This is a genomic window from Reyranella sp., from assembly GCF_965279465.1.
Lineage (GTDB): Bacteria > Pseudomonadota > Alphaproteobacteria > Reyranellales > Reyranellaceae > Reyranella.
Genome location: NZ_OZ257242.1, coordinates 5,666,266 through 5,692,457, shown reverse-complemented (window position 1 = coordinate 5,692,457; position 26,192 = coordinate 5,666,266). Strand labels below are relative to the sequence as shown.

Below are 26,192 nucleotides of genomic sequence, written 5' to 3'. Positions count from 1 at the left end.
CCTAGCTCTCACGGGAGTCGCCCGCCACCCACTCGCCGTTCATCGTGCAGGAGGGCAGGGCGAGCTGGACCAGGCCCTCGCCGTGCGCCTCGGGCGGCGGCAGGGTCGCGGGATCCTCGCCGGGGAAGGCTTCCTTGCGCATGCCGGTGCGTATCGGGCCGGGATTGTAGAGATTGACCCGCACCCTGGTATGCGCGCACTCGGCGGCGTAGGTGGCGACCATCATGTCGAGCGCGGCCTTGCTCGCGGCGTAGGCGCTCCAGTATGGCACGACGACCCGCGAGATGCCGGAGGTGACGAAGATCGCGCGGCCGGCGTCGGAGCGCTGCAGCAGCGGGTCGAGCGAACGGATCAGCCGCCAGTTGGCCGTGACGTTGACCGCCATCACGCGCTCGAAGATCGCCGGCTCGATATGGCCGATCGGCGACAGGGTGCCAAGCACCCCGGCATTGCCCAGGAGGACGTCGAGCTTGCCGAAGCGCTCGTAGAGCGCGGCGCCCAGGCGGTCGATGCCCGGGCCGTCGGTGACGTCGAGCGGCACCAGAGTGGCGCCGTCGCCGCCCAACGCCTTGATCCTGTCGTCGACCGCTTCAAGCCCGCCGACGGTGCGCGCCACCAGCACGCAGTGCGCGCCCTCACGGGCATAGGCCACCGCAGCCGCCGCGCCCAAACCGCGCGAGGCGCCGGTGATCAGCGCGATCCGGCCTTTCAGGCGCATGCTCAAGCTTCCTCCCGGCGCGCAGCGCGGGGAGGTGGCGCGGTAATCCGCGACGGAGGGGTCATAGGCCACACCGATGCCGTGGCCTCTGACCCCTCCGCCCCTGCGGGGCACCTCCCCGCGCTTCGCGCAGGGAGGAACTAGATGGGCAAGGCATGATCTCAGGCCGGCTCGGCGAGCAGCGAGAGCTGGCGGTCTTCGACGCCGTTCACGTCGTCGAGCGCGATCGGATAGTCGCCGGTGAAGCAGGCATCGCAGAACGCCGGCTGCCGCGCGTCGCGGCCCTCCGGCAGGCCCATCGCCCGGTAGAGGCCGTCGATCGACAGGAAGGCGAGCGAGTCGACGCCGATGAACTTGGCCATGCCGGCCACGTCGTAGCGCGAGGCCAGCAGCTTGTCCTTGTCGGGCGTGTCGATGCCGTAGAAGCAGGGATCGGTCGTCGGCGGCGCGGCGATGCGCATGTGCACTTCCTTGGCGCCGGCACTGCGTACCATCTCGACGATCTTCATCGACGTCGTGCCGCGCACGATCGAATCGTCGACAAGGACGATGCGCTTGCCCTCGATCAGGGCGCGGTTGGCGTTGTGCTTCAGGCGCACGCCAAGATGGCGGATATGGTCGGCCGGCTCGATGAAGGTGCGGCCGACATAGTGGTTGCGGATGATGCCGAGCTCGAACGGGGTGCCCGACTGCTGCGAGAATCCGATCGCCGCCGGTACACCGGAGTCAGGCACCGGGACGATGACGTCCGCCGGAACCGGACTCTCCTTGGCCAGCTCGACGCCGATCCGCTTGCGCGCCTCGTAGACGCCGACACCCTCGATCTTGCTGTCGGGCCGCGCGAAATAGATGTGCTCGAAGACGCAGAAGCGGCGCTGCTGCCGGGCGAACGGCTTGATCGAGCGCAGGCCGCTGCCGTCGACGATCACGATCTCGCCCGGCTCGACGTCGCGCACGAAGCGGGCGCCGAGGATATCGAGGCCGCAGCTCTCCGAGGTGATGATCCAGGCATCGTCCAGCTTACCGATGCAGAGCGGGCGTACGCCCATCGGGTCGCGCACGCCGAGCAGGGCCTCGTTGGTCAGCAGCAGCAGGGAGTAGGCGCCCTTCACCCGCCCCAGTGCGTCGATCATGCGATCGACCAGGGTCGAGTAGTTCGAGCGCGCGATCAGGTGATTGATCACCTCGGTATCGGTGGTGGACTGGAACAGGCAGCCCATCCGCACCAGCTCCTTGCGCAGGATATAGGCGTTGGTCAGATTGCCGTTGTGGGCGAGGGCGAGGCCGCCGAAGTCGAAGTCGGCGAAGATCGGCTGGATGTTGCGGTCCGAGGAGCCGCCGGTCGTGGCGTAACGGTTATGGCCGATGGCACAGTAGCCCTTCAACCGGGCGATGACCGACTGCTCGCCGAATATGTCGCCCACCAGGCCGGCAGCGCGATGATCATGGAACCGGCGTCCGTCGTAGGTGACGATCCCCGAGGCTTCCTGGCCACGGTGCTGCAGGGCATGCAGACCCAGTGCGGTGTGGGCGGCAGCATCGGAGGTCCCGTAGATGCCGAACAGCGCACATTCCTCGTGGAATTTGTCGTCGTCGGGGGCTCTCTTTTGGGTCAGCACGGCGGGGTTATATCTGGGGACCGCCGGCTGCGCCATCAAGGATAAGTCACTGCGGCGGTTTGGGCGCCTCGATCGTGGGCGACGGGGAGGGGGTGGTGCTGGCGGCGGGATCTGGTTTCTGGGTCAGGCGAGCCCGAAATCCCTGCGGCAGATAAGGCTCGACGTAGTTGGCCATATCCCGGATCAGCGGGAAGGTGGCGCCCGACTCGATGACCGACGGGATGGGCTTGGGGCCCAGGTAAGTGAAGAACAGGTAGGCCACGCCCATGGCGACCCAGGCGCAGATCACGCCGAAGCCGCCGCCCAGGATGTGATCGGGCTTGTTGAGCGGGCTCACGCGGATCGTGCGCGACAGCGCGTTGGTCACGATCACCAGCACGATCAGGGCGGCGACGAAGACCACCAGCATGGAGCCGAACTTGGCCAGCTCGGCGCTCTGCACCAGCTTGACGATCTCAGGCTCGATCAGGTGTGAATAGTTCAGCGCGATCCAGCCGGCGCCGACCCACGAGACGATGAAAAGCACGGCATGCGCGAACCCTGCGGACATGCCGATGGCCGCGCCGAACACGGCGACGACGATGACTGCGACGTCGAAAACGTTGATGCCGAGCTTGTCCATGATCCTCTGTGCTGCCTTTGGGCGTTGGTCGCGGCGTTACTCGCGTCTTCGTTCCGGGCCGCCCTCGCGACGAGGTCGCTTGAGGGGCCGATCGGCGGGCTGGAAGCGGGCGACAAGGTCGGCCAGATGCTCGATTTCGTCAACAACGATGCCCTCGGGCGGTCGCGACGCGGGGCCGCTGCCCGCCCTCCCGCGCGGAACGAGCGCGCTGCGGAAGCCGAGCTTGGCGGCCTCGCGCAGCCGTGCCTCGCGCTGGCCCACGGGGCGGACCTCGCCGCCCAGGCCGATCTCGCCGAACACCACCATCTCGGATGGCACCGGCTCGTCGGCGAGCGACGAGACGACCGCCGCCGCCACCGCCAGGTCCGCCGCCGGCTCGCCGATGCGCAGGCCGCCTGCGACATTGAGATAGACGTCGTTGACGCCGGTGGTGACGCCGCAGCGCGCCTCCAGGACCGCCAGCACCATGGCCAGCCGGTTGGAATCCCAGCCGACCACCGCCCGTCGCGGCGTGCCGAGGGCGGAAGGGCTGACCAGGGCCTGGATCTCCACCAGCACCGGCCGCGTGCCCTCGATGCCGGCGAAGACGCAGGCGCCCGAGACGTGGCCGCGCCGTTCTGCGAGGAACAGAGCGGACGGATTGGCGACATCGGACAGGCCGCGGTCGGACATTTCGAACACGCCGATCTCGTCGGTCGGGCCGAAGCGGTTCTTGACCGTGCGCAGGATGCGGAACTGATGGCCGCGCTCGCCTTCGAAGTAGAGCACCGTGTCGACCATGTGCTCGAGCACGCGAGGACCGGCGATGGCGCCGTCCTTGGTGACGTGGCCGACCAGCAGGACCGCGATGCCGCGACGCTTGGCGAGCTCGACCAGCGCCTGCGCCGAGGCGCGGACCTGGGTCACGGTGCCGGGCGTGCTGTCGACCGTGTCGAGCCACATGGTCTGGATCGAATCGATGACGGCGACCTTGGGCGCATCGGGCTGCTCGAGGGTGGCGACGATGTCGCGCACCGAGGTTGCGGTGGTGAGGTGCACCGGCGCATTGCCGAGGCCCAGCCGCTCGGCCCGCAGCCGCACCTGGTCGAGCGCCTCTTCGCCGGAGATATAGGCGCAGGCCATGTGCTGCCTGGCGAGCGCCGCCGCGACCTGCAGCAGCAGCGTCGACTTTCCGATGCCCGGATCGCCGCCGATCAGCAGCGCCGAACCGACCACCAGGCCGCCGCCGCACACGCGGTCGAATTCCACGATGCCGCTCTTGTAGCGCGGCGGCTGCGGCGTCGTACCGGTGAGGCCGGCGAAGTCGAGCAGCCTGCCGCGGCCGCGGCGCGCCATGCCGCTGCCAGCCGGACCGGGGGCGGGCGCGGATTCCTCGACGATGGTATTCCACTCGCCGCAGCTCTCGCAGCGGCCGCTCCACTTGCTCGTGACCGCGCCACAGGACTGGCAGATGAAGCGCTTGATCGGGCGCGCCATCAGTGGAGTTCGTGCTTGGATAGGCACCAGCCGTCGCCGTGCAGCCAGCACGTCTCGTCGGCGTCGTGAGGATCGCGGCGCAGGCTGCGCAGGGCCGCCTGTCCCGGCCTGTCGTCGAGCGCCCGGCCGAGTGCCGCCTCGTCGGCCGCGTTGCGCGCGCCGGCGCATGGATAGAAGCCGACCCAGCCGGCCGAGCGCGCCGACAGGCCGTTGCCGTCTCGCTGGAGACGCAGCATGAACCCACCACGCTCCCGGTTCGCCGTCATCGGCAAGAGCAATCGGCCGTGATCGGCGAGGCCATCCAGCCACCAGGCGAGCGGTGTCGTGGCGCCGGCGAAGGCCACGATCGCATCCCACCGGCCGTCGATGCGACGGCTGGCGTCCGCGGCGTGGACTTGCGCCGTCGGCCAGGCACCGAGATTGCGTCGGGCGGCGGTCGCGAGCGCGGCGTCGATCTCAATTCCGTCGACATGGCCCGTTGGGCCGGCCAGCTCGGCGAGAATCGCCGTGAAGTAGCCCGCGCCGGCGCCGATCTGCAGCACCCGGCTGCCGTCGACGATGCCGAGCCCATCGAAATGCCGAGCCCATAGTGCGGGTTCGCCGGTATTGAGGCCGCGGGCCTCGTCGAGCGCAATCAGGACGTTGTGGTAGAGGTGGCGTGGATCGTCGTCCGGCGTCGTCCAGTAGCCGTCGACGAAATGGCGGATGCGCCACGGGCCGGGACCCACGAACCGCTCGCGCGGCACAGTCGCGAAAGCGGCGACGACGCGCTCGTCGCGCAGATGGCAGATCATGCGAAGATCCTCGGCGAACCAGCGCCGCGCCTCGGCCAGGGCGGGCGTTCGATCGGCCATGGTCAGAATTTCCTCACCTGCATCCGGATCGGTCCTTCGGCGCGGCCGTGGATGAACTGCTCGACGTGTGCGTTGCCGCAATGGTCGATGTCTTCCACCGGGCCCTGCCAGATCAGCTTGCCCTCGTGAAGCATGGCGAGGCGATGGCCGATCTTGCGCGCGGAAGCCATGTCGTGGGTGATCGAGATGGTGGTGGCGCCGAGCTCGTGGACGCACTTCACGATCAGCTCGTTGATCACGTCCGCCATGATCGGATCGAGGCCCGTGGTCGGCTCGTCGAAGAAGATGATCTCCGGCTCGCGCGCGATGGCGCGGGCCAGCGCGACGCGCTTCTGCATGCCGCCCGACAGCTCCGAGGGATAGAGCTCGCCGATTTCCGGACCGAGGCCGACATTGGCAAGCTTGGCGAGGGCCAGCTCCTTCGCCTTCGCCGGTGCCATGCCGTCGCTCTGGATCGGTCCGAAGGCGACGTTCTGCCACACGCGCAGCGAATCGAACAGGGCGCCGCCCTGAAACAGCATGCCGAACTTACGCATCACCTGCGCGCGCCCGCTGACGCTCAGACCGGTCGTCTCCTCGCCGTCGACCTTGATCGAGCCGCTGTCGGGCCGCATCAAGCCGAGGATGCATTTGAGGAGAACCGACTTGCCGGTCCCCGAGCCGCCGATCACGACGACTGATTCGCCGGTCGCGACGTCGAGGTCGATGCCGCGCAGCACCTGCTTGGCGCCGAAGGCCTTGGTGACGCCGCGCAGCGAGATCTTGGGCGAGCTCATCAGCGGGCGAAGAAGGCTTCGGTGATGAAATAGTTGAAGGTCAGGATCAGGATCGAGGCCGAGACGACGGCGTTGGTCGTGGCCGCGCCGACGCCCTGGGCGCCGCCCTTCGAGGTGTAGCCGTGGTAGCAGCCCATCAGCGTGATCAGGAAGCCGAAGACCGCGGCCTTCACCAGGCCGGAGAACACGTCCTGGAACTGCAGGAAATCGACGGTGTTGCGGAGATATGTGGCGTCGTTGAAGTCGAGCTTGTAGACGCCGACGAGGTAGCCGCCGAGCACGCCGATGATGTCGGCGACCAGCACCAGCACCGGCAGGGTGAGGATGCCGGCGATCAGGCGCGGCGCCACGAGGTATTTGAACGGATCGGTCGACAGGGTGGTGAGCGCGTCGATCTGCTCGGTCACCCGCATGGTGCCGATCTCGGCTGCCATCGCGGCGCCGACCCGGCCGGCGACCATCAGGCCGGCCAGCACCGGGCCGAGCTCGCGGGTCAGCGAAACGACCACCACATTGGGAATGGCCGACTCGGCGGAGAAGCGCGCGAAGCCGGTATGGCTCTGCAGCGCCAGCACCATGCCGGTGAAGATCGCGGTGAGGCCGACGACGGGCAGAGAATAGTAACCGATCTCCAGCATCTGCCGCAGGATCTGCTGGCGGTAATAGGGCGGCTGGAGACCATGGCGGATCGCCCGTACGGCGAAGGAGGTGACCGCCCCGATCATTGCCAGCAGCGCCAGCGTCATGCGGCCGAGCTGGGTCACGACGGGAACTGTCACGCCTGCGTCTCCGCATCGAGCCCAACATCGAGGGGGCCCGCATCGAGATAGACACGCGCGTAGCGCCGGCCGAGCGCGGTCATCACTTCATAGGCGTTGGTGCGGGCATGATCCGCAAGATCGTCGGTCGTCAGGTGCGGCCCCAGAATCTCCACCGGTGCTCCCGGCTGGCTCGCGGCCTCGGGCACATCGGTCACGTCGATCGTCACGAGGTCCATTGAGATGCGGCCGATCACGGACACTTTATGCCCGGCAAGATGCACGTGCGTGCGGTTGATGAGGACGCGGAAGTAGCCGTCGGCATATCCAAGTGCAATCGTCGCCACTCGACTGGGCCGGGCCGACCGCCACGCGGCACCGTATCCAACGGTCTGGAGAGCGTCAATTCGACGGACCTGCAGGATGCGTGCATGCAACGACACGGTCGGCAGCATCGGATTGGGCTGGCCGGGAAGGGGATTGATGCCGTAGAGCGACGCACCCGGCCGCAGCAGGTCGAAGTGGTAATCGGGGCCGAGGAAGATGCCCGACGAGTTCGCCAGCGACGCCGGTGCACCGGGCATCGTGCGCACGAAGCTGCGGAAGCGCGCCAGTTGCTCGCCGTTGATCGGATTGGCCTGCTCTTCCGACGCCACGAGATGGCTCATCAGCAGCGCCAGACGCAGCCCGCGCAGGCGGCCGCGCTCGTTGGAAAGCACCTGGGATTCCTCGGCACTGAAACCCAGGCGGTGCATGCCGGTATCGATATGAATCACCGCGTCGAGCGCGCGGTTGAAACGCTGGGCGGCGGCGCGCCAGGCATTGAGCTGGCCGAGATGGTTCAGCACCGGCGTGAGGCCGAACTCCACGAAGTCGGCCTCCGTGCCCGGCAGCAAGCCGTTCAGCACATAGATGGGATGGTCGGGCAGGACGCCGCGCAAGGCGATGCCTTCCTCGATGTGGGCGACGAAGAAGTGGCGGCAGCCCTCGGCGGCGAGGCGCGGCCCGACGATCGTCGCTCCGGTGCCGTAGGCGTCGGCCTTGAGCACGGCGGCGCAGTCGATCGGCTTGCCATCCGCACGGCCGGCATCGCGCAACCCGCACCAGTTGGCGGCGATGTTGGCGAGGTCGACCGTGAGGATCGCGCCGGCCCGGCGCGTCGCGTCGTTGTCGGCGGACAGGGACATCGGAAAATCCTACTCGAAAATGGGCCTACTCGAAGACGAGCCTACTCGAAGACGGGCCCCGGCCCATCGGCATCGGCTGCCAGGTTGCCGAACTTGGTGAACTGGCCCTCGAAGGCTAACCGTACGATGCCGGTCGGACCGTGGCGCTGCTTGGCCACGATCACCTCGGCCTTGCCGTAGCTCCGCTCGCAGCGCTGTTTCCAGTCGTCGTGGCGCTCGTTGAATTTCTGGTCGCTCTCCTCGGGGCGCCGCGCCGGCTCCGTGCGAGTCAGGTAGTATTCCTCGCGATAGACGAACATCACGACGTCGGCATCCTGCTCGATCGAGCCCGATTCGCGCAGGTCGGAGAGCTGCGGCCGCTTGTCCTCGCGCTGCTCGACCGCGCGGCTGAGCTGCGACAACGCCAGCACCGGCACGTCGAGCTCCTTGGCCAGCGTCTTGAGGCCGCGCGTGATCTCCGAAACCTCCTGCACGCGATTCTCCTGGCGCGACTTGCCCGAGGGCGCGAGGAGCTGGAGATAGTCGACGATCAGCAGGCCGAGCCCGTGCGTGCGCTTCAGACGGCGGGCGCGGGTACGGAGGGCGGCGATGCTGAGCGCCGGCGTGTCGTCGATGAAGAAGTTCAGATGCTCGAGCTCGCGGCTGATCTCGAGCACCTTGTCGAAGTGGCTGCTGATGAGCTCGCCCTTGCGGATTTTCTCGGACGGTATCTCGGCCTGCTCGGAGAGCATGCGCGTGGCGAGCTGCTCGGACGACATCTCGAGCGAGAAGAAGCCGACCACTGCGCCATCGACGGCCTTTGGCACGCCGTCGACGATGGCCTCGCGATAGGCCTTGGCGGCGTTGAACGCGATGTTGGTGGCGAGCGCCGTCTTTCCCATCGAGGGGCGGCCGGCCAGGATCAGCAGATCCGACCGGTGCAATCCGCCCAGGAGCATGTCGAGCTGGCTGAGGCCCGTCGCGACACCGGTGAGCTGGCCTGCCCGATTGTAGGCGGCCTCGGCCGCGACCATCGCCTCGGTCAGCGCGGCGCGGAACGGTTTGAAGCCGCCCTCCGTCTGGCCGACGCTCGCCAGGTCGTAGAGCTTCTTCTCGGCAACCTCGATCTGCTCGATGGCGGTTTCTTCAAGCGTTGGCTTGAACGCGCTATTGACCACGTCCTGGCCGAGATCGATCAACTGACGCAGCAGATAGAGGTCGTGGACGATCCGGCCGAAGTCACCGGCATCGATGACATGGACCGAGGCCGATGCAAGCTGGGCGATATAGGCCGGCCCGCCTGCCGCCTTTATCTCCTCGTCATGCTCGATATAGGTCTTGAGCGTGAGCGCGCTGACCACCTGCCCGCGCTCGATCAGGCGGGCGAGGGAGTCGAAAAGCTTGCCGTGCACCGGGTCGGCGAAATGCTCGCCCTTCAGGAACTCCGCGACGCGCTGATAGGCGGCGTTGTTGACCAAAATCGAGCCAAGCAACGCCTGCTCCGCTTCGAAGTTGTGCGGCGGTTGGCGAACCACCGTCTCGAGATGGACGATGTTCCGGGGTTTTGTCTCTTTGTCTTGTTGTGGCTCCATGCAGAGCCTTTGCCACTTTGGAGGGGAGACGAATAGCTAGAGTAGGGGAGACAAAAAGGGTCCACCAACCTTTATCCACAAAGAAGCAGAACAACAATGGGGGTTACTCCGCGGCCATCGAGCGGCCGATCGTCATGCCGCGCTCGGTGTCGACGATGTAATCGCGGGTCAGCGGCACCGTGTCCTGCTTTTTGGCGAGCTGGATCTGGAAGACCATCTGGTTCATGTACCGGAACGAGATCTCGCAGCCGGCGAGATAGAATTCCCACATGCGGCAGAAACGCTCGTCGTAGCCGACCTGCTGCTTGATCCGCTCACGATTGGCCTGGAAGCGCTGGCGCCAGTGGCGCAGCGTCTCGGCATAGTGCAGGCGCAGGATCTCGACGTCGGTCACCCACAGGCCGACCTTCTCGATCGCCGCCATCACCTCGGACAGGGCAGGGGTGTAGCCCCCGGGGAAGATGTACTTCTTGAGCCAGGTGTTGGTCGCGCCCGGCGGCTCCATGCGGCCGATCGCGTGCAGCACCATCACGCCGTCGTCCTTCAGGAGTTCCTTCACCTTGCGGAAGTACTCGACATAGTGGGCGACGCCGACATGCTCGAACATGCCGACCGACACGATGCGGTCGTAGCGGTCGGACTCCTGGCGATAGTCGAGCAGCTTGAAGCGCACCCGGTCGGCCAGGCCACCCTCCAGAGCGCGGTGGCTCGAGACGGTGTGCTGCTCCTTGGACAGGGTGACGCCGGTCACGTCGACACCGTACTGCTGGCCGAGGAACAGGCCCATGCCGCCCCAGCCCGAGCCGATGTCGAGCACCTTCTGGCCGGGCAGCAACATCATCTTGGCGGCGATGTGCTGCTTCTTGTCGAACTGGGCCTGCTCGAGCGGCTCGTCGCCATTCTTGAAGTAGGCGCAGGAATATTGCCTGTCGCGGTCGAGGAAGAAATCGTAGAGTTGGCCGTTGAGGTCGTAGTGGTGCGCCACGTTGCGCTGCGCCTTACCCACTGGATTGTACTGCTCGATCCAGCGGATCGCGCGTTGGCAGAAATAGGACCAGCGGACGAACGGTGTGGCGTCGATCGCCGCCATGTTGCGGCCCAGGAGGTCCAGCAGGTCGTATATGTCGCCGTCTTCGACCGTGAGATTGCCGTCCATGTAGGCTTCACCGAAGGCAAGCCGCGGGTGAAGAACCAGCCGGATGCCTGTCCACCATGAATGTATCCGCATGGTGACCGCCGGGCCCGCTTTGGCCCCCTGAATGCGATGCGACTGGCCGGCCGCATCGATAATGGTCAGCTGTCCCTCCCCCAGCACTCGGGAAAGAACCCTCGCTAACAACATCGTTGACCCCCGTAGCTGATCGGAACCGCCAACTCCCCGCTGAATTGTTCCACAATTTTGCCTTAAATGTGAACCCCTTGCCCGCGTTCAAGTTGCGTTCACGGTAGATTTGTACAGGCACGCAAAAGAAAATGCCTGCCCGTTCTGCGAGCGATTTGCAGTCGCGGGCGCCCAGTGCTAGACGCACATCGGCTGAATTCCTTGCGACCTGGAGGCTGCGGTGAAGCGACGAAACCTGTTGCAGTCGGGACTGGCTTTTGGTGTCGGCGTGACGATGGCTCGACAATCCATGGCGCAGGCCGGGACGCTGAATCTCTATTCAGCCCGTCATTACAACACCGACGAGGCTCTTTACGGCAATTTTGCCGATCTTACCGGCATCAAGATCAACCGGGTCGACGCGGAACCCGACCCGCTGGTCGAGCGGCTGCGGGCCGAAGGTGACAAGAGTCCGTGCGACGTCTTCATCACGACGGATGCGGGTCGAATCGAGCGAGCCCGCCAGATGGGGTTGCTGCAGGCTGCTTCCTCCAGGACCCTCGACGCCGCCGTTCCGGCTCATCTGCGCGATCCTGACGGCACCTGGTTCGGCTTCTCCAAGCGCGCGCGGGTCATCCTGTACAACAAGGCGAAGGTCCAGCCATCCGAGGTGCCAACCTACGAAAGCCTGGCCGAGCCCAAATGGAAAGGGCGGCTGCTCGTTCGCACCTCAGGGCACATCTACAACCAGTCCCTGACCGGCTCGCTGCTCGCGGCGCTCGGCCCCGAGAAGACCGAGGCATGGGCCAGGGGCATCGCGGCCAACCTGGCACGCGCTCCGCGCGGCGGCGATACCGACCAGATCAAGGCGATCGCCGCGGGCGAAGCCGACCTCTGCCTCGCCAACACCTATTACTTCGCCAACCTGCTGCGCTCGAAGAAGGCCGAAGACCGCGAGCTTGCCGCCAAGCTGGGCGTCGTCTTTCCGAACCAGGCCGATCGTGGCACGCACGTGAACATCAGCGGCGGTGCGGTCGCGCGGTACGCGCCGAACAAGGATGCCGCCGTGAAGTTCCTCGAGTACCTGGTATCGGCGCAGGCGCAGCGCTACTTCGCCGAGGGCAATTCGGAATATCCGGTCATTTCCGGCGTCGAGCTGTCGCCGGAGCTGAATTCGCTGGGCGCCTTCAAGGAGGACCAGCTCAACGCCCGCGTCTACGCCCAGAACAATGCGGAAGCGTTGAAGATCATGGACCGCGCCGGTTGGAAGTAGCCGCCGCCGCGATCGAGCGGCTGAGCAGGATCACTGGAATCAACGAGGCGGCGACGATGACGAGGGCGCCGGCCGCCGCCTCGGCAAGGCGCTCGTCGGAAGCGAATCGATAGACTCCGACAGCCAGCGTGTCGAAGTTGAACGGCCGGATGAGCAGGGTCGCCGGCAATTCCTTCAACACCTCGACGAAGGCCACGATCGCGGCGGTGATCGCCGGACCACGCAGCATCGGCAGATGGATGCGCCGCAGGATCGTCGATGGACGCGCGCCAAGGATTTGCGCGCTGGCATCCATCGCCGGATCGATTGCAGCCAGCCCCGGCGCGATGTTGGCGATGCCGACGGCGAGGAAGCGGACGGTATAGGCCAGCAGCAGGGCCACGGGCGTACCGCTCAGGACCAGGCCGACCGATAGTCCGAAAAGGTCCTTCGCCGTGTGCCCGAGCAGTCGGTCGGCGGCGGTCAGCGGGAGCAGGATGCCGACGGCGATGACGGCGCCGGGGATGGCGTAGCCGAGGGACGCGAACTCGATCACGCGATTGAAGCGTCGCCGGCGGACGAGGCGTCCGGCATAGGCGAGGAACAGGCCGAACCCCGTGATCACCACGGCTGCCACGGCCGCGAGCACCAGACTGTGGATCGCATCGCGCAGGAAGGCCGGGGCCGCCTGCGGCATATCGGAGCGGGCGGCGAGCAGGAAGAGATGCGTCGCGGGCACCGCGAAACCCAGCAGCACCGGCAGGGTGCAAGCGATGCCGGCTGCGGCGGCACGCCATCCAGTGAGGTCGCTCGGGCCGGCATTTTCGCGCAGGTTCGAGGTGACATGATAGCGCGCGCGGCCGCGCGAGCGTCGTTCGAGCACGATCAGCAGCACGGCGATGGCGAGCAGGACCACAGCGACCTGGGCGGCGCCGTCGCGATCGCCCATGCCGTACCAGATCCGGTAGATCGCCGTCGTGAAGGTCGGCACGCCGTAATATTGGACCGTGGCGAAGTCGGCCAACGCCTCGAACAGCGCCAGGGCCGTTCCCGCCGCGATCGCCGGACGTGCCATCGGCAGGCCGACGGCGAAGAAGGTTCGCCATGGGCCGCGGCCCAGGATGCGGCTAGCTTCGAGAAGCGGTTGCGATTGTGCGAGGAACGCAGCCCGGGCGGCGAGATAGACATAGGGATAGAGCACGAACGTGAAGAGCGTAGCGACGCCCAGGGCCGAGGAGGGCTCCGGGAACCAGTAATCGGCGCGCTGCCAGCCGGTGATGGCGCGGAGGCCGCTCTGCAGCGGTCCGGCGAAGGCCAGCAAGTCGGCGTAGGCGTAGCCGACGATATAGGTCGGCAGCACCAGGGGCAGGATCAGGCCCCATTCGAACATCCGGCTGAGCGGAAAACGGTGCATGGTGACGAGCCACGCCGTGCCGGTGCCGATCACCGTCGTGCCCACACCGACACCCAACAGCAGCACGGCCGTGTTGGCGACGATGTCGTGCAACTGCGTCTCCGCGAGGTGCCGCCACATCTCCGCGCGCCCGACGAGCAGGCTTGAGGCGAGGCCGAGCAACGGCAGCGCGACCAGCGCCGCCGTGGCGATCGCGCCAATCCGCCAGATCACGAGGTGCTCGAAAAAGGGGCGCCCAAACGAAAACGCATGCCATCGCGGGGCGAAGGCATGCGTACGTAGAGCTCGTGGAACCCAGGGATGGACGCGCCGCTACTTGTCGGCGGCCGGCTCTTCCTCGGCCGGAGCCGCAGTCTCGGCGGTCTCGCCTTCGGGGGCCGTCTTGGCTTCGAACAGCGCAGCCGCCTGATCGGCGATACGCTGTGCCGCTTCGGCCGCTTCCATGGCCGCGCGCTCGTTCTCGGCGACAAGCTTGCCGCCCTTGCCCAGGAACTCCGCCTCGTCCGCCGAGCGGGCGACCAGAGCGGTGATCTCGACCGAAACTTCGGGATGGAGATGGATCCTGATCTTGTGAGCGCCGAGCGTCTTGATCGGCTTGTCGAGCTCGACCTGGCTGCGCTCGATCTTGACGCCGGCAGCATTGGCGGCGTCGGAGATGTCGCGCGAGGTGACCGAACCGTAGAGCTGCAGAGCCTCGGAGGCCTGACGGATGAGCGTGACCTTCACGTCCTTCATCTTGCCGGCGACGGCTTCGGCCTCGCTGCGGCGCTCGAGGTTCTGGGCTTCCAGCACCTTACGCTGCGATTCGAAGTAGGTGATGTTGTCCTTGGTGGCGCGCAGGGCCTTCTTCTGCGGCAGCAGGTAGTTGCGGGCGAAGCCGGGCTTCACCTTCACGACATCGCCCATCTGACCAAGCTTGGGCACGCGCTCCAGCAGGATGACGTTCATCGGCATGGTGCAGTGCTCCTTACGCGATCACGTAGGGCAGCAGCGCCAGGAAGCGGGCGCGCTTGATCGCCTGGGCGAGTTCGCGCTGCTTCTTGGACGATACCGCCGAGATGCGGCTCGGCACGATCTTGCCGCGCTCCGAGATGAAGCGCTGCAGCAGGCGCACGTCCTTGTAATCGATCTTCGGTGCGTTGGCCCCGGAGAACGGGCAGCTCTTGCGGCGGCGGGTGAAGGGACGACGTTGGGCGCTCATTCTTCTTCTCCCGGGATCGCGGCGATGGCGTCTTCGCCGAAGCGCGGACGCTCACGGCGGGGTGGACGGTCGGACCAGCCGCCGCGATCGCCACGATCGCCGCCCGGCCGGTCGGCTTTCTCGCTGCTGCGCTGCATGACGGCCGACGGACCCTCTTCGAGGCTGTCCACGCGCACGGTCAGGTACCGGATGATGTCTTCGTTGATCGACATGGTGCGCTCGAGCTCCTTGACGGCAGCCGACGGCGCATCGATGTTCAGCAGGGTATAGTGACCCTTGCGGTTCTTCTGGATACGGAAGGTGAGAGAGCGCAGTCCCCAATATTCGCTCTTGGAGACGGTGCCGCCTTGCGCGGTGACCAGGTCGGTGAACTGCTTGGTGAGGGCCTCCACTTGCGTCGTCGGGACGTCCTGACGCGCAATGAAGACGTTTTCGTACAATGCCATTCGGGCTCCTTATGGCTGTTAGCGATCCGGAGTTCGCGAGAACCGCCCGGATCTAGCCGACCTCTGGGGGCCGGCAAGGAGACGGGGCCGATTAAGGCCCCGAAGAGCGGCGGTTATACAGGCAAATCTCCCGAAAGCAAGCTTTCCGGCCTTTCCCCGAGCGGGTATGACAGCCGCCGCATAATTGCCAAGACAGGGAGAAACGGCCCATGAGTCGCGCATTCGTCTTTCCGGGGCAGGGATCCCAGGCCGTCGGCATGGGCGCGGACCTTGCCGGCGCGTTTCAGACCGCCCGCGATGTGTTCCAGGAAGTCGACGAGGCCCTGAAGCAAAATCTCTCGAAACTGATGCGCGAAGGCCCGGAATCCGAGATCACGCTGACCGAGAACGCCCAGCCGGCCCTGATGGCCGTCAGCGTGGCCGTCGTGCGGATCCTGGAGAAGGACGGCCGCAAGCCGCTCCCGGCCCTGGCCTCGCATGTGGCCGGTCACTCGCTCGGGGAATATTCGGCATTGGTGGCGGCCGGCGCGCTCCACCTTGCCGACGGCGCCCGGCTCCTGAAGCTGCGCGGGCAATCGATGCAAAAGGCGGTGCCGGTTGGCGAGGGCGCGATGGCGGCGCTGCTCGGCATCGAGCTCGAACCGGCGCGGGAGGCATGCAGGGAAGCGGCGCTAGGCGAAGTGGTCGCCGTCGCCAACGACAATGGCGGCGGCCAGATCGTGGTCAGCGGCCACAAGGCGGCCGTCGAGCGGGCGATCGAGGCAGCCAAGCCGCGTGGCTCCAAACGCGGAATTCTCTTGCCGGTGAGCGCCCCATTCCACTGTCCCCTGATGCAACCGGCCGCCGACGCCATGCAGGCGGCTCTGGATCAGGTCACGCTCGGAACCCCGCAGGTGCCGCTTGTTGCCAATGTGCTGGCCTCTGAAGTGACCAATCCGGCAGAGATAAAGCAGCGGCTGGTGGAACAGGTAACCGGCCTGGTGCGTTGGCGTGAGAGCGTGCTGTATATGAAATCCGCCGGCGTTCTGGCATTGATCGAATGCGGCGCGGGCAAGATCCTGTCCGGCCTCGTCAAGCGCATCGACAAGGAGATGAGCGGCACGGCCCTCAATACGCCGGCCGACATCGAAGCCTTTCTCAAGACGGCCTGAGGCAAGACCATGTTCGATCTGACCGGCAAGGCCGCCCTGGTGACGGGCGCATCGGGCGGTATTGGGGGCGCCATCACGCGGGCGCTGTACCGACAGGGGGCGACCGTGACGCTTTCCGGCACCCGCGCCGAGGCGCTGGAGCAGCTCAAGAGCTCGCTTGGCGAGCGTGCCCATGTCGTGGTGGCAAAGATGGACGATGCGGCCGAGATCGAGCGCCTGGCAAAGGCTGCCGAAGCGGCGATGGGCAAGATCGATATCCTGGTGAACAACGCCGGCATCACGCGCGACAACATCTCGATGCGGATGAAGGACGAGGAATGGGAGAGCGTGCTGCAGGTCAATCTGACGGGCACCTTCCGTCTCACCCGCGCGGTGATGAGGGGAATGATGCGGCGACGGTTCGGCCGGGTGATCAACATCACGTCGATCGTGGGAGTCACCGGCAATCCCGGACAGGCGAACTATGCTGCGGCCAAAGCGGGGCTGATCGGCATGTCGAAGTCGCTCGCCCAGGAATTGGCCTCGCGTTCGATCACCGTGAACTGCCTCGCGCCGGGTTTCATCGCTACGCCGATGACGGATGTGCTGACGGAAGACCAGAAGAAGGTGATCCTGGGGCGCGTACCGGCCGACCGGCTGGGCACGCCCGAGGAGATCGCCGCGGGTGTCGTCTATTTGGCCAGCGACGAGGCCGCTTACATCACCGGGCAAACCCTCCACATTAACGGCGGTATGGCGATGATCTGACGAAGAAGGGCACAAGTGCCTGATTCTGTGGGCTTTCCGGCGCTGGTTTTGGCTGGGGAGCTATGTTACGAGAACCGAAATCGCCATCCCTCGGGCGAAATTGATTGAAGATACGGGAAGGACAAGAAAATGAGCGATGTTGCCGAGCGCGTTAAGAAGATCGTCGTCGAGCACCTGGGAGTCGAGGCTGCTCAGGTAAAGGAAGATGCCAAGTTCATCGACGATCTGGGCGCGGACTCTCTCGACACGGTCGAGCTGGTGATGGCCTTCGAGGAAGAATTCAGCATCGAGATCCCGGACGACGCGGCCGAGAAGATCCAGACCGTCGGCGACGCCATCAACTTCATCACCAGCAACGCCAAGTCCTGAGCCAACCCCCTTCGCGCAAGACGGAAGGCGGACTGACGATGAGACGTGTCGTCGTAACCGGTATGGGCATGGTGACGCCGTTGGGAGACGGCGTCGACACCAATTGGCGCAGGCTGATGGCAGGAGAGTCCGGGATCCGCGCGATCCAGGCCTTCGACACGTCGGACCTCGCGACCAGGATCGGCGGCGAGGTGCCCCAGGGCGACAAGGCCAACGGGCATTTCAACGCCGACCTCTACATGCTTCCGAAGGATCAGCGGAAGGTCGACAAGTTCATCCTGTTCGGCATGGCGGCCGCCAAGCAGGCGGTCGAGGATTCCGGGTGGAAACCGGTGGACGATGAAGGCCTCGACCGCACCGGCGTCATGATCGGCGCCGGCATCGGCGGCCTCAGCACGATCTATGAGACCTCGCTCACGCTGAAGGAGCGGGGGCCGCGCAGGGTCAGCCCGTTCTTCATCCCGTCGGCGCTGATCAACCTCGCCTCCGGCCAGGTTTCGATCGAGTACGGCTTCAGGGGGCCGAACCATTCCGTGGTCACGGCCTGTGCGACGGGTGCTCATGCGATCGGCGACGCCGCGCGCCTGATCCAGCTTGACGATGCCGATGTCATGGTGGCGGGCGGTGCCGAAGCTGCGATCTGCCGCATCGGCATCGCCGGCTTCAATGCCTGCAAGGCGCTGTCGACGCACTTCAACGATACACCGACCGAGGCTTCGCGGCCGTGGGACAAGCGGCGCGACGGCTTCGTGATGGGAGAGGGCGCGGGCTGTGTCGTCCTCGAGGAATATGATCACGCCAAGAAGCGCGGCGCCAGGATCTATGGCGAGATCCTGGGCTATGGCCTGTCGGGCGACGCCTATCACATCACCGCACCGGCGGAGGATGGCGGCGGCGCGCAGCGCGCCATGAAGGCGGCGCTCAAGCGCGCGAATCTCGGCACCGACCAGATCGACTACATAAATGCGCATGGTACCTCGACGATGGCCGACGTGATCGAGCTGGGCGCCGTCAAGAGAACCTTCGGCAGCGATGCCTACAATCTCTCGATGTCCTCGACCAAGTCGGCGACCGGCCATCTGCTCGGGGCCGCGGGCGCGATCGAGGCGATCTACTCGATCAAGACGATCATCGAACAGGCCGTGCCGCCGACCTTGAATCTCGACGAACCGGAGCAAGGCTGCGACATCGATCTGGTGCCCAAGCAAGCCAAGCAGCGCAAGGTGCGCCATGCGCTCAGCAATTCCTTTGGTTTCGGCGGCACCAACGCCTGTCTGATCGTCGGTCCGGTTTGATCACCAGAGGCTGAGTCGTGCTCAGCTTTTTCCGTTGGGTCCTGTTCTTCATCGCCCTGCTCGTCACCGTCATCGTCGGCGGGCTATTCGTCGGCCGATCGATGCTGGAGGCGCAGGGGCCGCTGGAGAAGACGAAGAACGTCCTGATTCCGCGCGGCGCCGGGCCTGCCACCATGGCCAAGGTGCTGGAGGAGGAGGGTGTGATCTCCCACCCGCGCCTGTTCCGCATCGCCCTGATGGTCGATCCGACGCCCAAGCCGATCAAGGCCGGCGAGTACGAGGTGCCGCCGCACATCTCGATGGCCCGGCTGGTCGAATTGCTCCAGTCCGGCAAGCTGGTGCAGCGCCGACTGACGATTCCCGAAGGGACGACGACGGCCGAGATCGTCGACCTCGTGCGCAAGACCGACGCCTTGTCCGGCGAGGTCACTGTCGACGTGAAGGAAGGCGATCTGCTGCCGGAAACATACTTTTATTCACGTGACGACACGCGCGACGGTGTGCTGTTGCGCATGAAGGAGGCGATGGAGAAGACGCTTGACGAGGCGTGGCGCAAACGCGCCCCCGGCTTGCCCTATGCAAACAAGCGCGATGCGCTGATCCTGGCCTCGATTATCGAAAAGGAGACCTCCGTACCGGCCGAGCGGACGAGGGTGGCGGCAGTCTACGTCAATCGGCTGCGGATCAGGATGAGGCTCGAGAGCGATCCGACCACGATCTACGGTGTGACCAACGGCAAGGGCATGCAGGGCCGCGAGCTGACGCGCGCCGACCTGCAGTCGAGCTCGCCCTACAACACTTATGTCGTGGCCGGCCTGCCGCCGGGGCCGATCTGCAATCCGGGCCGCGCCTCGATCCTGGCGGCGGTCGCGCCCGCGCCGCGGGAGCGCGCCCTCTATTTCGTTGCCGACGGCCAGGGCGGGCACAGCTTCGCAAACAATCTCTACGAGCATAACCGCAACGTGGCGCGTTGGAAGGATATCCAGCGGCAGCGGCAGGAGCAGGCACCAGCCGGTCCGTCGCCGTCCGCCCCGGCGCCGCTACCCAAACCCTGACCCATGCCGGCCCTGCTTCTGGCGCTCGCACTGCTTGCGTTCCTGGGGCTCGGCATCTTCTGGTTTCTGCGCGCCAATCCTTCGGCGGTCGCCCGGATTCTCCGTCCGATCGTGGTGTTGGCGGGCGGTGTCGGCGTCGGCGGCCTGCTGATCTTCGGCGTACGATTCCTGCCGGGCCTGCTGCCCGAGCTGTTCGGCCTGCTGGGCGTTCTCGGCACGGCATTGATCGCCCGCTACGTGCGGCAAAGGCCGAGCGGCGGTTTCAGCTCGCCGGGCGCGGGGCAGCGCACGGAAGTGCACACCGCCTTCGTCGAGGCCTGGATCGATCACGCCACCGGCGATGTCGGCGGCCGCATCCTGAAGGGCCGCTTCGCCGGACGCGGCCTGGATATGCTGTCCGACAGCGAGCTTCTGGATCTGCATGTCGAATGTGCTGGCGATGCCGATTCGCTGCGCGTCCTCGAATCGTACCTCGACCGCCGTCTCGGTGCGGATTGGCGCAAAGTGCAATCGCCGCCACGCGATCCACGCGCCGATATGACACGCGAGGAGGCGCACGCCGTTCTCGGCCTCGCCGCCGGGGCCACCGAGGAGGAGATTCGCGCTGCGCATCGCCGTCTCATCCTCAAGGTCCATCCCGATGTCGGCGGCAGCGCCGATCTCGCAGCACGCATCAATCGTGCCAAGGACGTTCTGCTCGGATGACTTGCCATGGGCGGGCAGGCTGTGGCATCAACCGGCCCCGTGCAAGCCATCAAATCATTGATTTATTTGTGTAATATGGTTGTTGAGAAGGAGGTCGACCGTCATGGCCCAGCGCGTCCGTAAAGCTGTCCTGCCGGTGGCCGGTCTCGGCACGCGGTTTTTGCCGGCGACCAAGGCGATGGCGAAGGAAATGCTGACCGTCGTCGACCGGCCGCTGATTCAATATGCGGTCGAGGAATGCCTGGCCGCCGGCATCGAGGAATTCGTCTTCGTGACCGGCCGCAACAAGGGCCCGATCGAGGATCACTTCGACCACGCTTATGAGCTCGAGACCACGCTGGTGCAGCGCGGCAACAAGAAGGCCGAGCTTAAGCAGACGGAAGATGCCACCATCAAGCCGGGCAATGCGATCTTCACGCGTCAGCAGAAGCCCCTCGGTCTCGGCCATGCCGTCTGGTGCGCACGTCACTGGATCGGCGACGAGCCGTTCGCGGTGCTGTTGCCGGATGAGCTGATGATCGGCTCGCCGACCTGCACTGCGCAGCTCGTTGCAACCCACGAGAAGACCGGCGGCAGCGTCGTCGCCGTCGTCGAGGTGCCGCGCGAGCAGACCAAGAGCTACGGCATTGCCGCGATCAAGGCCGAAAAGGACGGTCTTGCCGAGATCACAGGCCTGGTCGAAAAGCCCAGGCCCGAAGAAGCGCCGTCGACCCTGGCGCTGATTGGCCGGTACGTGCTGCTGCCGGAAGTGTTCGATCATCTCGACAAGCATGAGGCGGGCGCGGGTGGCGAAATCCAGCTCACCGACGCGCTGGCCAAGATGATTGGCGGCAAGCCGTTCCACTCGATGCGCTATACTGGCGGGCGATACGACTGCGGCAATCGGCTGGGATTCCTCGAGGCCAACGTCGCCGTCGCCCTCGGCAGGGCCGACACGGCAGCGGAGACGCGTGCACTTCTTGATCGTCTGCTGAAAGGTTGAATCGATGCGTATTGCGATGATTGGATCGGGCTATGTCGGACTCGTGTCCGGTGCATGTTTCGCCCACTTCGGGCACGACGTGGTCTGTGTCGACAAGGACGCCGGCAAGATCGATCGTCTCCGCGCTGGGCAAATGCCGATCTACGAGCCGGGCCTCGACACACTGGTCGAGGAGAACAGCAAGGCCGGCCGGCTCTCCTTCACGACCAATCTCGCCGACGCCGTGGGCGATGCCGACGCCGTGTTCATCGCGGTCGGCACGCCGACCCGTCGCGGCGACGGCCATGCCGACCTGACCTACGTCTATGCTGCGGCCGCCGAGATCGCCCGCTCGATCCGCGGCTACACGGTGGTGGTCACGAAGTCGACCGTGCCGGTCGGCACCGGCCGAGAGGTGGCGCGCATCGTCGGCGAGACGCAGCCCGCGGCGGCATTCGACGTCGCTTCCAATCCGGAATTCCTGCGCGAAGGCGCGGCGATCGAGGACTTCATGAAGCCCGACCGCGTCGTGATCGGCGTCGAGAGCGATCGTGCACGTGACGTTATGTCGACGATCTACCGGCCCCTCAACCTCATCCAGACGCCGATGGTGTTCACCAACATCGAGACGGCCGAAGTCACCAAGTACGCGGGCAATGCCTTCCTCGCCACGAAGATCAGCTTCATCAACGAGATCGCCGATCTCTGCGAGCGGGTCGGCGCCGACGTGCACGACGTGGCGCGCGGCATCGGCCTCGACGGCCGCATCGGGCGCAAGTTCCTGCATCCCGGCCCTGGCTTCGGCGGCTCGTGCTTCCCCAAGGACACGCTTGCACTCGCCTACACCGCACGCGAGGCGAACGCACCGCAGACCATCGTCGAGCAGGTTATCGAGGTCAACAACACGCGAAAGAAGAAGATGGCGCAGAAGGTCGTCGACTTCTGCGGCGGCTCGGTCGCAGGCCTGACGGTCGGCGTGCTGGGGCTGACCTTCAAGGCCGACACCGACGACATGCGCGACGCGCCGGCGCTCGACATCGTGCCGGCGTTGCAGGCTGCCGGCGCGAAGATCGTGGCCTTCGATCCCGAAGGCATGGACGAGGCGGGCAAGGTCTTGAAGGATATCACCTTCACCAAGACGGCCTATGAGGCGACGACCGACGCCGATGTGCTGGTGGTGATCACCGAGTGGCACGAATTCCGCGGCCTCGACCCGCGGCGGATCAAGCAGGCGATGCGCCGGCCCCGCATCGTCGACCTGCGCAACATCTTCGATCCCGAGGAAATGCGCGAGCTCGGCTTTGCCTACGAAGGGGTGGGGCGCCCCAAGCCGCGGTCCTGACTTAACGCCTTCGGGAGCCAATCGATGAGCAAAACGGCCCACCGGTTCGATTCGACGATCCTGCGCGAGTACGACATTCGCGGCATCGTGGGGACGACGCTGCATACCGCCGATGCCGGCGCGATCGGTCGTGCCTTCGGCACGCTGGTGCGGCGCAACGGCGGCAGGAAGGTCGCGCTGGGCTATGACGGCCGGCTGAGCTCGCCGGAGCTCGCCGAGGCCTGCATCGACGGGCTGAACGCCGTCGGCGTCGACGTCATCGACATCGGACTGGCCGCGACGCCGATGCTCTACTTCGCCGTCTGGCACCTCGAGGCCGATGGCGGCATCCAGATCACCGGCTCGCACAATCCGCCCGACTTCAACGGCTTCAAGATGATGATGGGCAAGAAGTCGTTCTTCGGCGCCGACATCCAGAAGCTCGGCGAGATTGCCGCCAACGGCGATTTCGAGACAGGAGCAGGGAGCGTCGAGAAGAGGCCTGTGCTGGCCGACTATGCAGCGCGCCTGCTGCAGGACGTGAAGCCCGGCCGCAAGCTCAAGGTCGCCTGGGACACCGGCAACGGCGCGGTCGGCGTCTCGATCCACGCGGTGGTCGACAGGTTGCCCGGCACGCATTTCATCCTGAACGAGAAGGTCGACGGAACCTTCCCGGCGCACCATCCCGATCCGACGGTGCCGGAGAACCTCAAGGAGCTGCAGGCCAAGGTGAAGAAGGAAGGGTGCGACCTCGGCATCGCCTTCGACGGTGACGGCGACCGCATCGGCGCGATCGACGGCAAGGGCCGCATCCTGTGGGGCGACCAGCTCATGATCCTGTGGGCGCGCGACGTGCTGAAGAGCCACCCCGGCGCCACCATCATCGGCGACGTGAAGGCGAGCCAGGCGCTGTTCGACGAAGTCCAGCGCGCCGGCGGCACGCCGCTGATGTGGAAGACCGGCCACTCGCTGATCAAGACCAAGATGGCCGAGCTGAAATCACCGCTCGCCGGCGAGATGAGCGGGCACGTCTTCTTCGCCGACACCTTCTATGGCTTTGATGATGCCCTCTATTGCGGCCTGCGGCTGCTCAACATCGTGGCCAGTGGCAACGACAGCCTGGCCGAGATGCGCGACAAGCTTCCCCAGCTCGTCAACACGCCGGAGCTTCGGTTCGACTGCCCGGAGGAGCGCAAGTTCAAGATCGTCGAGGAGGTCAAGGCGCGGCTGAAGGAGGCCGGCGCCAAGGTCAACGACATCGACGGCGTGCGGGTCAACACGCCGGACGGTTGGTGGCTGCTGCGTGCCTCCAACACCCAGGCCGTCCTGGTGGCGCGCTGCGAGAGCGCCAACGAGGCGGGGCTCGAGCGGCTCAAGGCGGACCTCAAGGCCGCGTTGTTGGCGAGCGGCGTCAGCCTGCCGGACGAGGCCCCCGGCCACCACTGATGCGGTTCTTCTTCTACGGCACGTTGCTCGATCGGGACGTGACGGCACTGGTGCTGGGTCGCCGCTTGCCGCCGGCGGCGTTCGCGCCGGCGACACTGCCGGGGCATGCGCGGAGAAGGATCAGGGGTGGCAGCTATCCCATCGCCGTCCGTGATCCGAAGAGCGAAGTGGCGGGCGCCATTGTTGGCGGTCTCAGCGCTCGCGACGTCGCGCGGCTGGCGGCCTATGAGGGCCCTCGATACCGGATCGCGCTGCTCAAGGTGCGGATTGCCGGCGTATTGTCGATCGTGTCGGTCTTCGCGCCGGTCGAGGAGCGGTTTCAGCCGACCGGCGGATCATGGGAGCTGACGCCGTGGCAGCGTCGGCACAAGCGGGCGTTCCTTGCCCGCCTCGCGCCGGCGCTCAGCGCGCTGCATTCCAGGCGGTGACCTGGATCGCCGAGCAGTAGATCTTGCGCTGGTTGAGGCGCTTGCAGCCGTCGGTGGCTTCGTCCTGGGAGAGGTTGGTGAACCGGGCGCGGTGCACGGTCTTCTGGCCATGCTTCACCTCGTCGACGGTCGCCGCGCCATGGGAGCGGATCGACTCGGGAAGGGCGTTGCTGGCCCGCTCCAGCGCGGACTGCGCGGCGCGCGAATCGCCGAACGATCCGACCTGGATCACCCAGCTGCCCTGGGCAACCGGCGCGGGCACCGGCATCCCTCCTGGCCCCGTGCCGAAGCGGAACGCTGCGGCAGTCGATGGACCCGATGGCGATTGTGGGCTGGGCTCGGCCTTGGCGACCGCGTTGACGCGCACGGCGTCGGGGGTACCGAAGCCTGGAACAAAATTCGCGGCGGAATAGCGCGCCGATGACGGTACGCGCGGCGAGGTCCAGGCCGAAACCGATGTGGCCTGGGCGGTCGCGAAGCCGCGATCCATCAGTTCGGCCATCAGCCGGTCGCGCTGGAAGGCGCTGTTGCCGCCCATCACGACGCCGATCAGCCGGCGATTGTCGCGCATCGCGGACATCACGAGGTTGAAGCCCGACGCATTGGTGTAGCCGGTCTTCAGGCCGTCGGCGCCGGCGTAGGTCGCCAGCATGCGGTTGTGGTTCGCAAGTGGCCGACCGCGATAACTGTAGCTCAGCACCGAAAAGACCGGGTAATAATGCGGGAAGTCGCGGAGCAGGGCGTTGGCGAGCCGCGCCATGTCGCGCGCCGTCGTCACCTGCTCCGGGTTGGGCAGGCCGGAAGCATTGCGGAACACCGTCGAGGCCATGCCCAGCTGACGTGCTTTCTGGGTCATCAGCCGGGCGAAGCTGTCCTCATCGCCGCCCAGCGCTTCCCCCAGCAGGACTGCGGCATCGTTGGCCGAGCGTGTCACCAACCCCATCACCGCATCCCGGACGAGGACCGAGCCGTTGGGCAGCATGCCCATCTTGGTCGGCGGAGCATTCAGGGCATTGATCGACACCGGCAGCGCATCGCCGAGCGAGAGCCGACCCGAATCGAGGGCGGAGAAGGTGAGGTAGAGCGTCATCAGCTTGGTCAGCGACGCCGGATGGCGCAGCTCGTCGGCCTGATCGGACGCCAGTTCCCGCCCGCTGGCGGCATCGACGATGAGATACGAATCCCTGGAGCTAACGTTCGGATTCGGCACCCAGCGCGATGACGCGCGCAGGTTCTTTGCGGCTACATGCGATTTCGCCGACGGCGCCGCGCGGGCCTTGCTCGACGTGTTTTGTGCGCTCGCCCCCGCCAACGGCAGCATGGCGGCAACGAAAGAGCAGACGGCAAATCCGCACACTATTGCCGCAAAGCGCCTGAGGGAGGGGGTCATCTCAAAAACGCCACACGCTGGGATTCTAATTATTCCGCCTAAACCAAGAGGTTAGGAGCGGTTCTTCGAACAATACAAAAGTCGGGAGCGTGTTGCAACTTCTTGCCGG

26 protein-coding genes are annotated in these 26,192 nt (G+C 66.0%); 11 read left to right on the top strand and 15 right to left on the bottom strand.

Annotated features, from left to right (window positions below; all coding sequences use genetic code 11):
• Position 1: 1 nt before the first annotated feature.
• The 10 genes from ACQY8M_RS27815 to ACQY8M_RS27770 all read right to left on the bottom strand — a co-directional run bounded on the left by ACQY8M_RS27815 (position 2) and on the right by ACQY8M_RS27770 (position 10,809).
• Entirely contained in the window at positions 2–718 is a 717-nt protein-coding gene (locus tag ACQY8M_RS27815; protein ID WP_428675513.1) for an SDR family NAD(P)-dependent oxidoreductase, read from the bottom strand.
• 161 nt (positions 719–879) lie between these two features.
• Positions 880–2,337: an amidophosphoribosyltransferase gene (gene purF / locus ACQY8M_RS27810; protein WP_428662666.1), complete on the bottom strand. Its 1,458-nt coding sequence runs from the start codon at positions 2,335–2,337 to the stop codon at positions 880–882.
• 46 nt (positions 2,338–2,383) lie between these two features.
• Positions 2,384–2,959 carry a CvpA family protein gene (locus ACQY8M_RS27805; protein ID WP_428662664.1) on the bottom strand — a complete coding sequence of 192 codons (576 nt, stop codon included), beginning with the start codon at positions 2,957–2,959 and terminating at the stop codon, positions 2,384–2,386.
• Between the two features lie 36 nt (positions 2,960–2,995).
• On the bottom strand, positions 2,996–4,435 hold the full coding sequence (radA, locus tag ACQY8M_RS27800; RefSeq protein WP_428662661.1) for a DNA repair protein RadA: 1,440 nt from the start codon (positions 4,433–4,435) through the stop codon (positions 2,996–2,998).
• The gene (locus ACQY8M_RS27795) at positions 4,435–5,289 is read right to left on the bottom strand and encodes a protein-L-isoaspartate O-methyltransferase family protein (RefSeq protein ID WP_428662659.1); all 855 of its coding nucleotides are present in this window, start codon (positions 5,287–5,289) and stop codon (positions 4,435–4,437) included. Before ACQY8M_RS27795 ends, radA begins: the two co-directional genes overlap by 1 nt.
• A 2-nt stretch (positions 5,290–5,291) precedes the next feature.
• Positions 5,292–6,065 carry an ABC transporter ATP-binding protein gene (locus ACQY8M_RS27790; RefSeq protein WP_428662656.1) on the bottom strand — a complete coding sequence of 258 codons (774 nt, stop codon included), beginning with the start codon at positions 6,063–6,065 and terminating at the stop codon, positions 5,292–5,294.
• Complete coding sequence (locus ACQY8M_RS27785) at positions 6,065–6,844, bottom strand: MlaE family ABC transporter permease (protein ID WP_428662653.1); 780 nt, start codon at positions 6,842–6,844, stop codon at positions 6,065–6,067. The genes ACQY8M_RS27790 and ACQY8M_RS27785 overlap by 1 nt, the downstream gene beginning before the upstream one ends.
• Positions 6,841–8,010 carry an alanine racemase gene (alr, locus tag ACQY8M_RS27780; protein WP_428662650.1) on the bottom strand — a complete coding sequence of 390 codons (1,170 nt, stop codon included), beginning with the start codon at positions 8,008–8,010 and terminating at the stop codon, positions 6,841–6,843. Before alr ends, ACQY8M_RS27785 begins: the two co-directional genes overlap by 4 nt.
• Positions 8,011–8,051: 41 nt before the next feature.
• Positions 8,052–9,581 (bottom strand): replicative DNA helicase, encoded by a 1,530-nt coding sequence (locus tag ACQY8M_RS27775; RefSeq protein ID WP_428662647.1) that lies wholly within the window; start codon positions 9,579–9,581, stop codon positions 8,052–8,054.
• 103 nt (positions 9,582–9,684) lie between these two features.
• Positions 9,685–10,809 (bottom strand): class I SAM-dependent methyltransferase, encoded by a 1,125-nt coding sequence (locus tag ACQY8M_RS27770; RefSeq protein WP_428662644.1) that lies wholly within the window; start codon positions 10,807–10,809, stop codon positions 9,685–9,687.
• Positions 10,810–11,143: 334 nt separating this feature from the next.
• On the opposite strand from ACQY8M_RS27770, the gene ACQY8M_RS27765 reads away from it, so the two are divergent.
• A complete protein-coding gene (locus ACQY8M_RS27765) occupies positions 11,144–12,175 on the top strand; it encodes a Fe(3+) ABC transporter substrate-binding protein (RefSeq protein WP_428662642.1) in 1,032 nt (343 codons plus the stop codon).
• Here the strand turns inward: ACQY8M_RS27765 and ACQY8M_RS27760 are convergent.
• The 4 genes from ACQY8M_RS27760 to rpsF all read right to left on the bottom strand — a co-directional run bounded on the left by ACQY8M_RS27760 (position 12,150) and on the right by rpsF (position 15,215).
• Complete coding sequence (locus ACQY8M_RS27760; RefSeq protein ID WP_428662639.1) at positions 12,150–13,781, bottom strand: ABC transporter permease; 1,632 nt, start codon at positions 13,779–13,781, stop codon at positions 12,150–12,152. The two genes, ACQY8M_RS27765 and ACQY8M_RS27760, sit on opposite strands and share 26 nt — an antisense overlap.
• A 99-nt stretch (positions 13,782–13,880) precedes the next feature.
• Positions 13,881–14,516: a 50S ribosomal protein L9 gene (rplI, locus tag ACQY8M_RS27755; protein ID WP_428675511.1), complete on the bottom strand. Its 636-nt coding sequence runs from the start codon at positions 14,514–14,516 to the stop codon at positions 13,881–13,883.
• A gap of 19 nt (positions 14,517–14,535) precedes the next feature.
• Positions 14,536–14,769, bottom strand: a complete 234-nt coding sequence (rpsR, locus tag ACQY8M_RS27750) for a 30S ribosomal protein S18 (protein WP_296396370.1) — start codon at positions 14,767–14,769, stop codon at positions 14,536–14,538.
• On the bottom strand, positions 14,766–15,215 hold the full coding sequence (gene rpsF / locus ACQY8M_RS27745; RefSeq protein ID WP_428662636.1) for a 30S ribosomal protein S6: 450 nt from the start codon (positions 15,213–15,215) through the stop codon (positions 14,766–14,768). Before rpsF ends, rpsR begins: the two co-directional genes overlap by 4 nt.
• A 209-nt stretch (positions 15,216–15,424) precedes the next feature.
• Between rpsF and fabD the strand changes: the two genes are divergently transcribed.
• From fabD to ACQY8M_RS27695, 10 genes are all read left to right on the top strand, one after another.
• Complete coding sequence (gene fabD / locus ACQY8M_RS27740; RefSeq protein WP_428662633.1) at positions 15,425–16,366, top strand: ACP S-malonyltransferase; 942 nt, start codon at positions 15,425–15,427, stop codon at positions 16,364–16,366.
• A gap of 9 nt (positions 16,367–16,375) precedes the next feature.
• Entirely contained in the window at positions 16,376–17,113 is a 738-nt protein-coding gene (gene fabG, locus ACQY8M_RS27735; protein ID WP_428662630.1) for a 3-oxoacyl-[acyl-carrier-protein] reductase, read from the top strand.
• 129 nt (positions 17,114–17,242) lie between these two features.
• Entirely contained in the window at positions 17,243–17,482 is a 240-nt protein-coding gene (locus ACQY8M_RS27730; RefSeq protein ID WP_428662627.1) for an acyl carrier protein, read from the top strand.
• Positions 17,483–17,520: 38 nt separating this feature from the next.
• On the top strand, positions 17,521–18,777 hold the full coding sequence (fabF, locus tag ACQY8M_RS27725; RefSeq protein ID WP_428662624.1) for a beta-ketoacyl-ACP synthase II: 1,257 nt from the start codon (positions 17,521–17,523) through the stop codon (positions 18,775–18,777).
• Between the two features lie 17 nt (positions 18,778–18,794).
• Positions 18,795–19,832, top strand: a complete 1,038-nt coding sequence (mltG, locus tag ACQY8M_RS27720) for an endolytic transglycosylase MltG (protein ID WP_428662621.1) — start codon at positions 18,795–18,797, stop codon at positions 19,830–19,832.
• A gap of 3 nt (positions 19,833–19,835) precedes the next feature.
• Positions 19,836–20,537 carry a DnaJ domain-containing protein gene (locus ACQY8M_RS27715; protein ID WP_428662618.1) on the top strand — a complete coding sequence of 234 codons (702 nt, stop codon included), beginning with the start codon at positions 19,836–19,838 and terminating at the stop codon, positions 20,535–20,537.
• Positions 20,538–20,640: 103 nt separating this feature from the next.
• On the top strand, positions 20,641–21,519 hold the full coding sequence (galU, locus tag ACQY8M_RS27710; protein ID WP_428662616.1) for a UTP--glucose-1-phosphate uridylyltransferase GalU: 879 nt from the start codon (positions 20,641–20,643) through the stop codon (positions 21,517–21,519).
• A 4-nt stretch (positions 21,520–21,523) separates the two neighbouring features.
• A complete protein-coding gene (locus ACQY8M_RS27705) occupies positions 21,524–22,840 on the top strand; it encodes a UDP-glucose dehydrogenase family protein (RefSeq protein ID WP_428662614.1) in 1,317 nt (438 codons plus the stop codon).
• Positions 22,841–22,864: 24 nt separating this feature from the next.
• Positions 22,865–24,265: a phosphoglucomutase/phosphomannomutase PgmG gene (gene pgmG / locus ACQY8M_RS27700; protein ID WP_428662612.1), complete on the top strand. Its 1,401-nt coding sequence runs from the start codon at positions 22,865–22,867 to the stop codon at positions 24,263–24,265.
• Positions 24,265–24,693 carry a gamma-glutamylcyclotransferase family protein gene (locus tag ACQY8M_RS27695; RefSeq protein ID WP_428662610.1) on the top strand — a complete coding sequence of 143 codons (429 nt, stop codon included), beginning with the start codon at positions 24,265–24,267 and terminating at the stop codon, positions 24,691–24,693. Before pgmG ends, ACQY8M_RS27695 begins: the two co-directional genes overlap by 1 nt.
• On the opposite strand, the gene ACQY8M_RS27690 is transcribed toward ACQY8M_RS27695, so the two are convergent.
• On the bottom strand, positions 24,668–26,083 hold the full coding sequence (locus ACQY8M_RS27690) for a D-alanyl-D-alanine carboxypeptidase (protein ID WP_428662607.1): 1,416 nt from the start codon (positions 26,081–26,083) through the stop codon (positions 24,668–24,670). The genes ACQY8M_RS27695 and ACQY8M_RS27690 overlap by 26 nt on opposite strands.
• Positions 26,084–26,192: the final 109 nt, after the last annotated feature.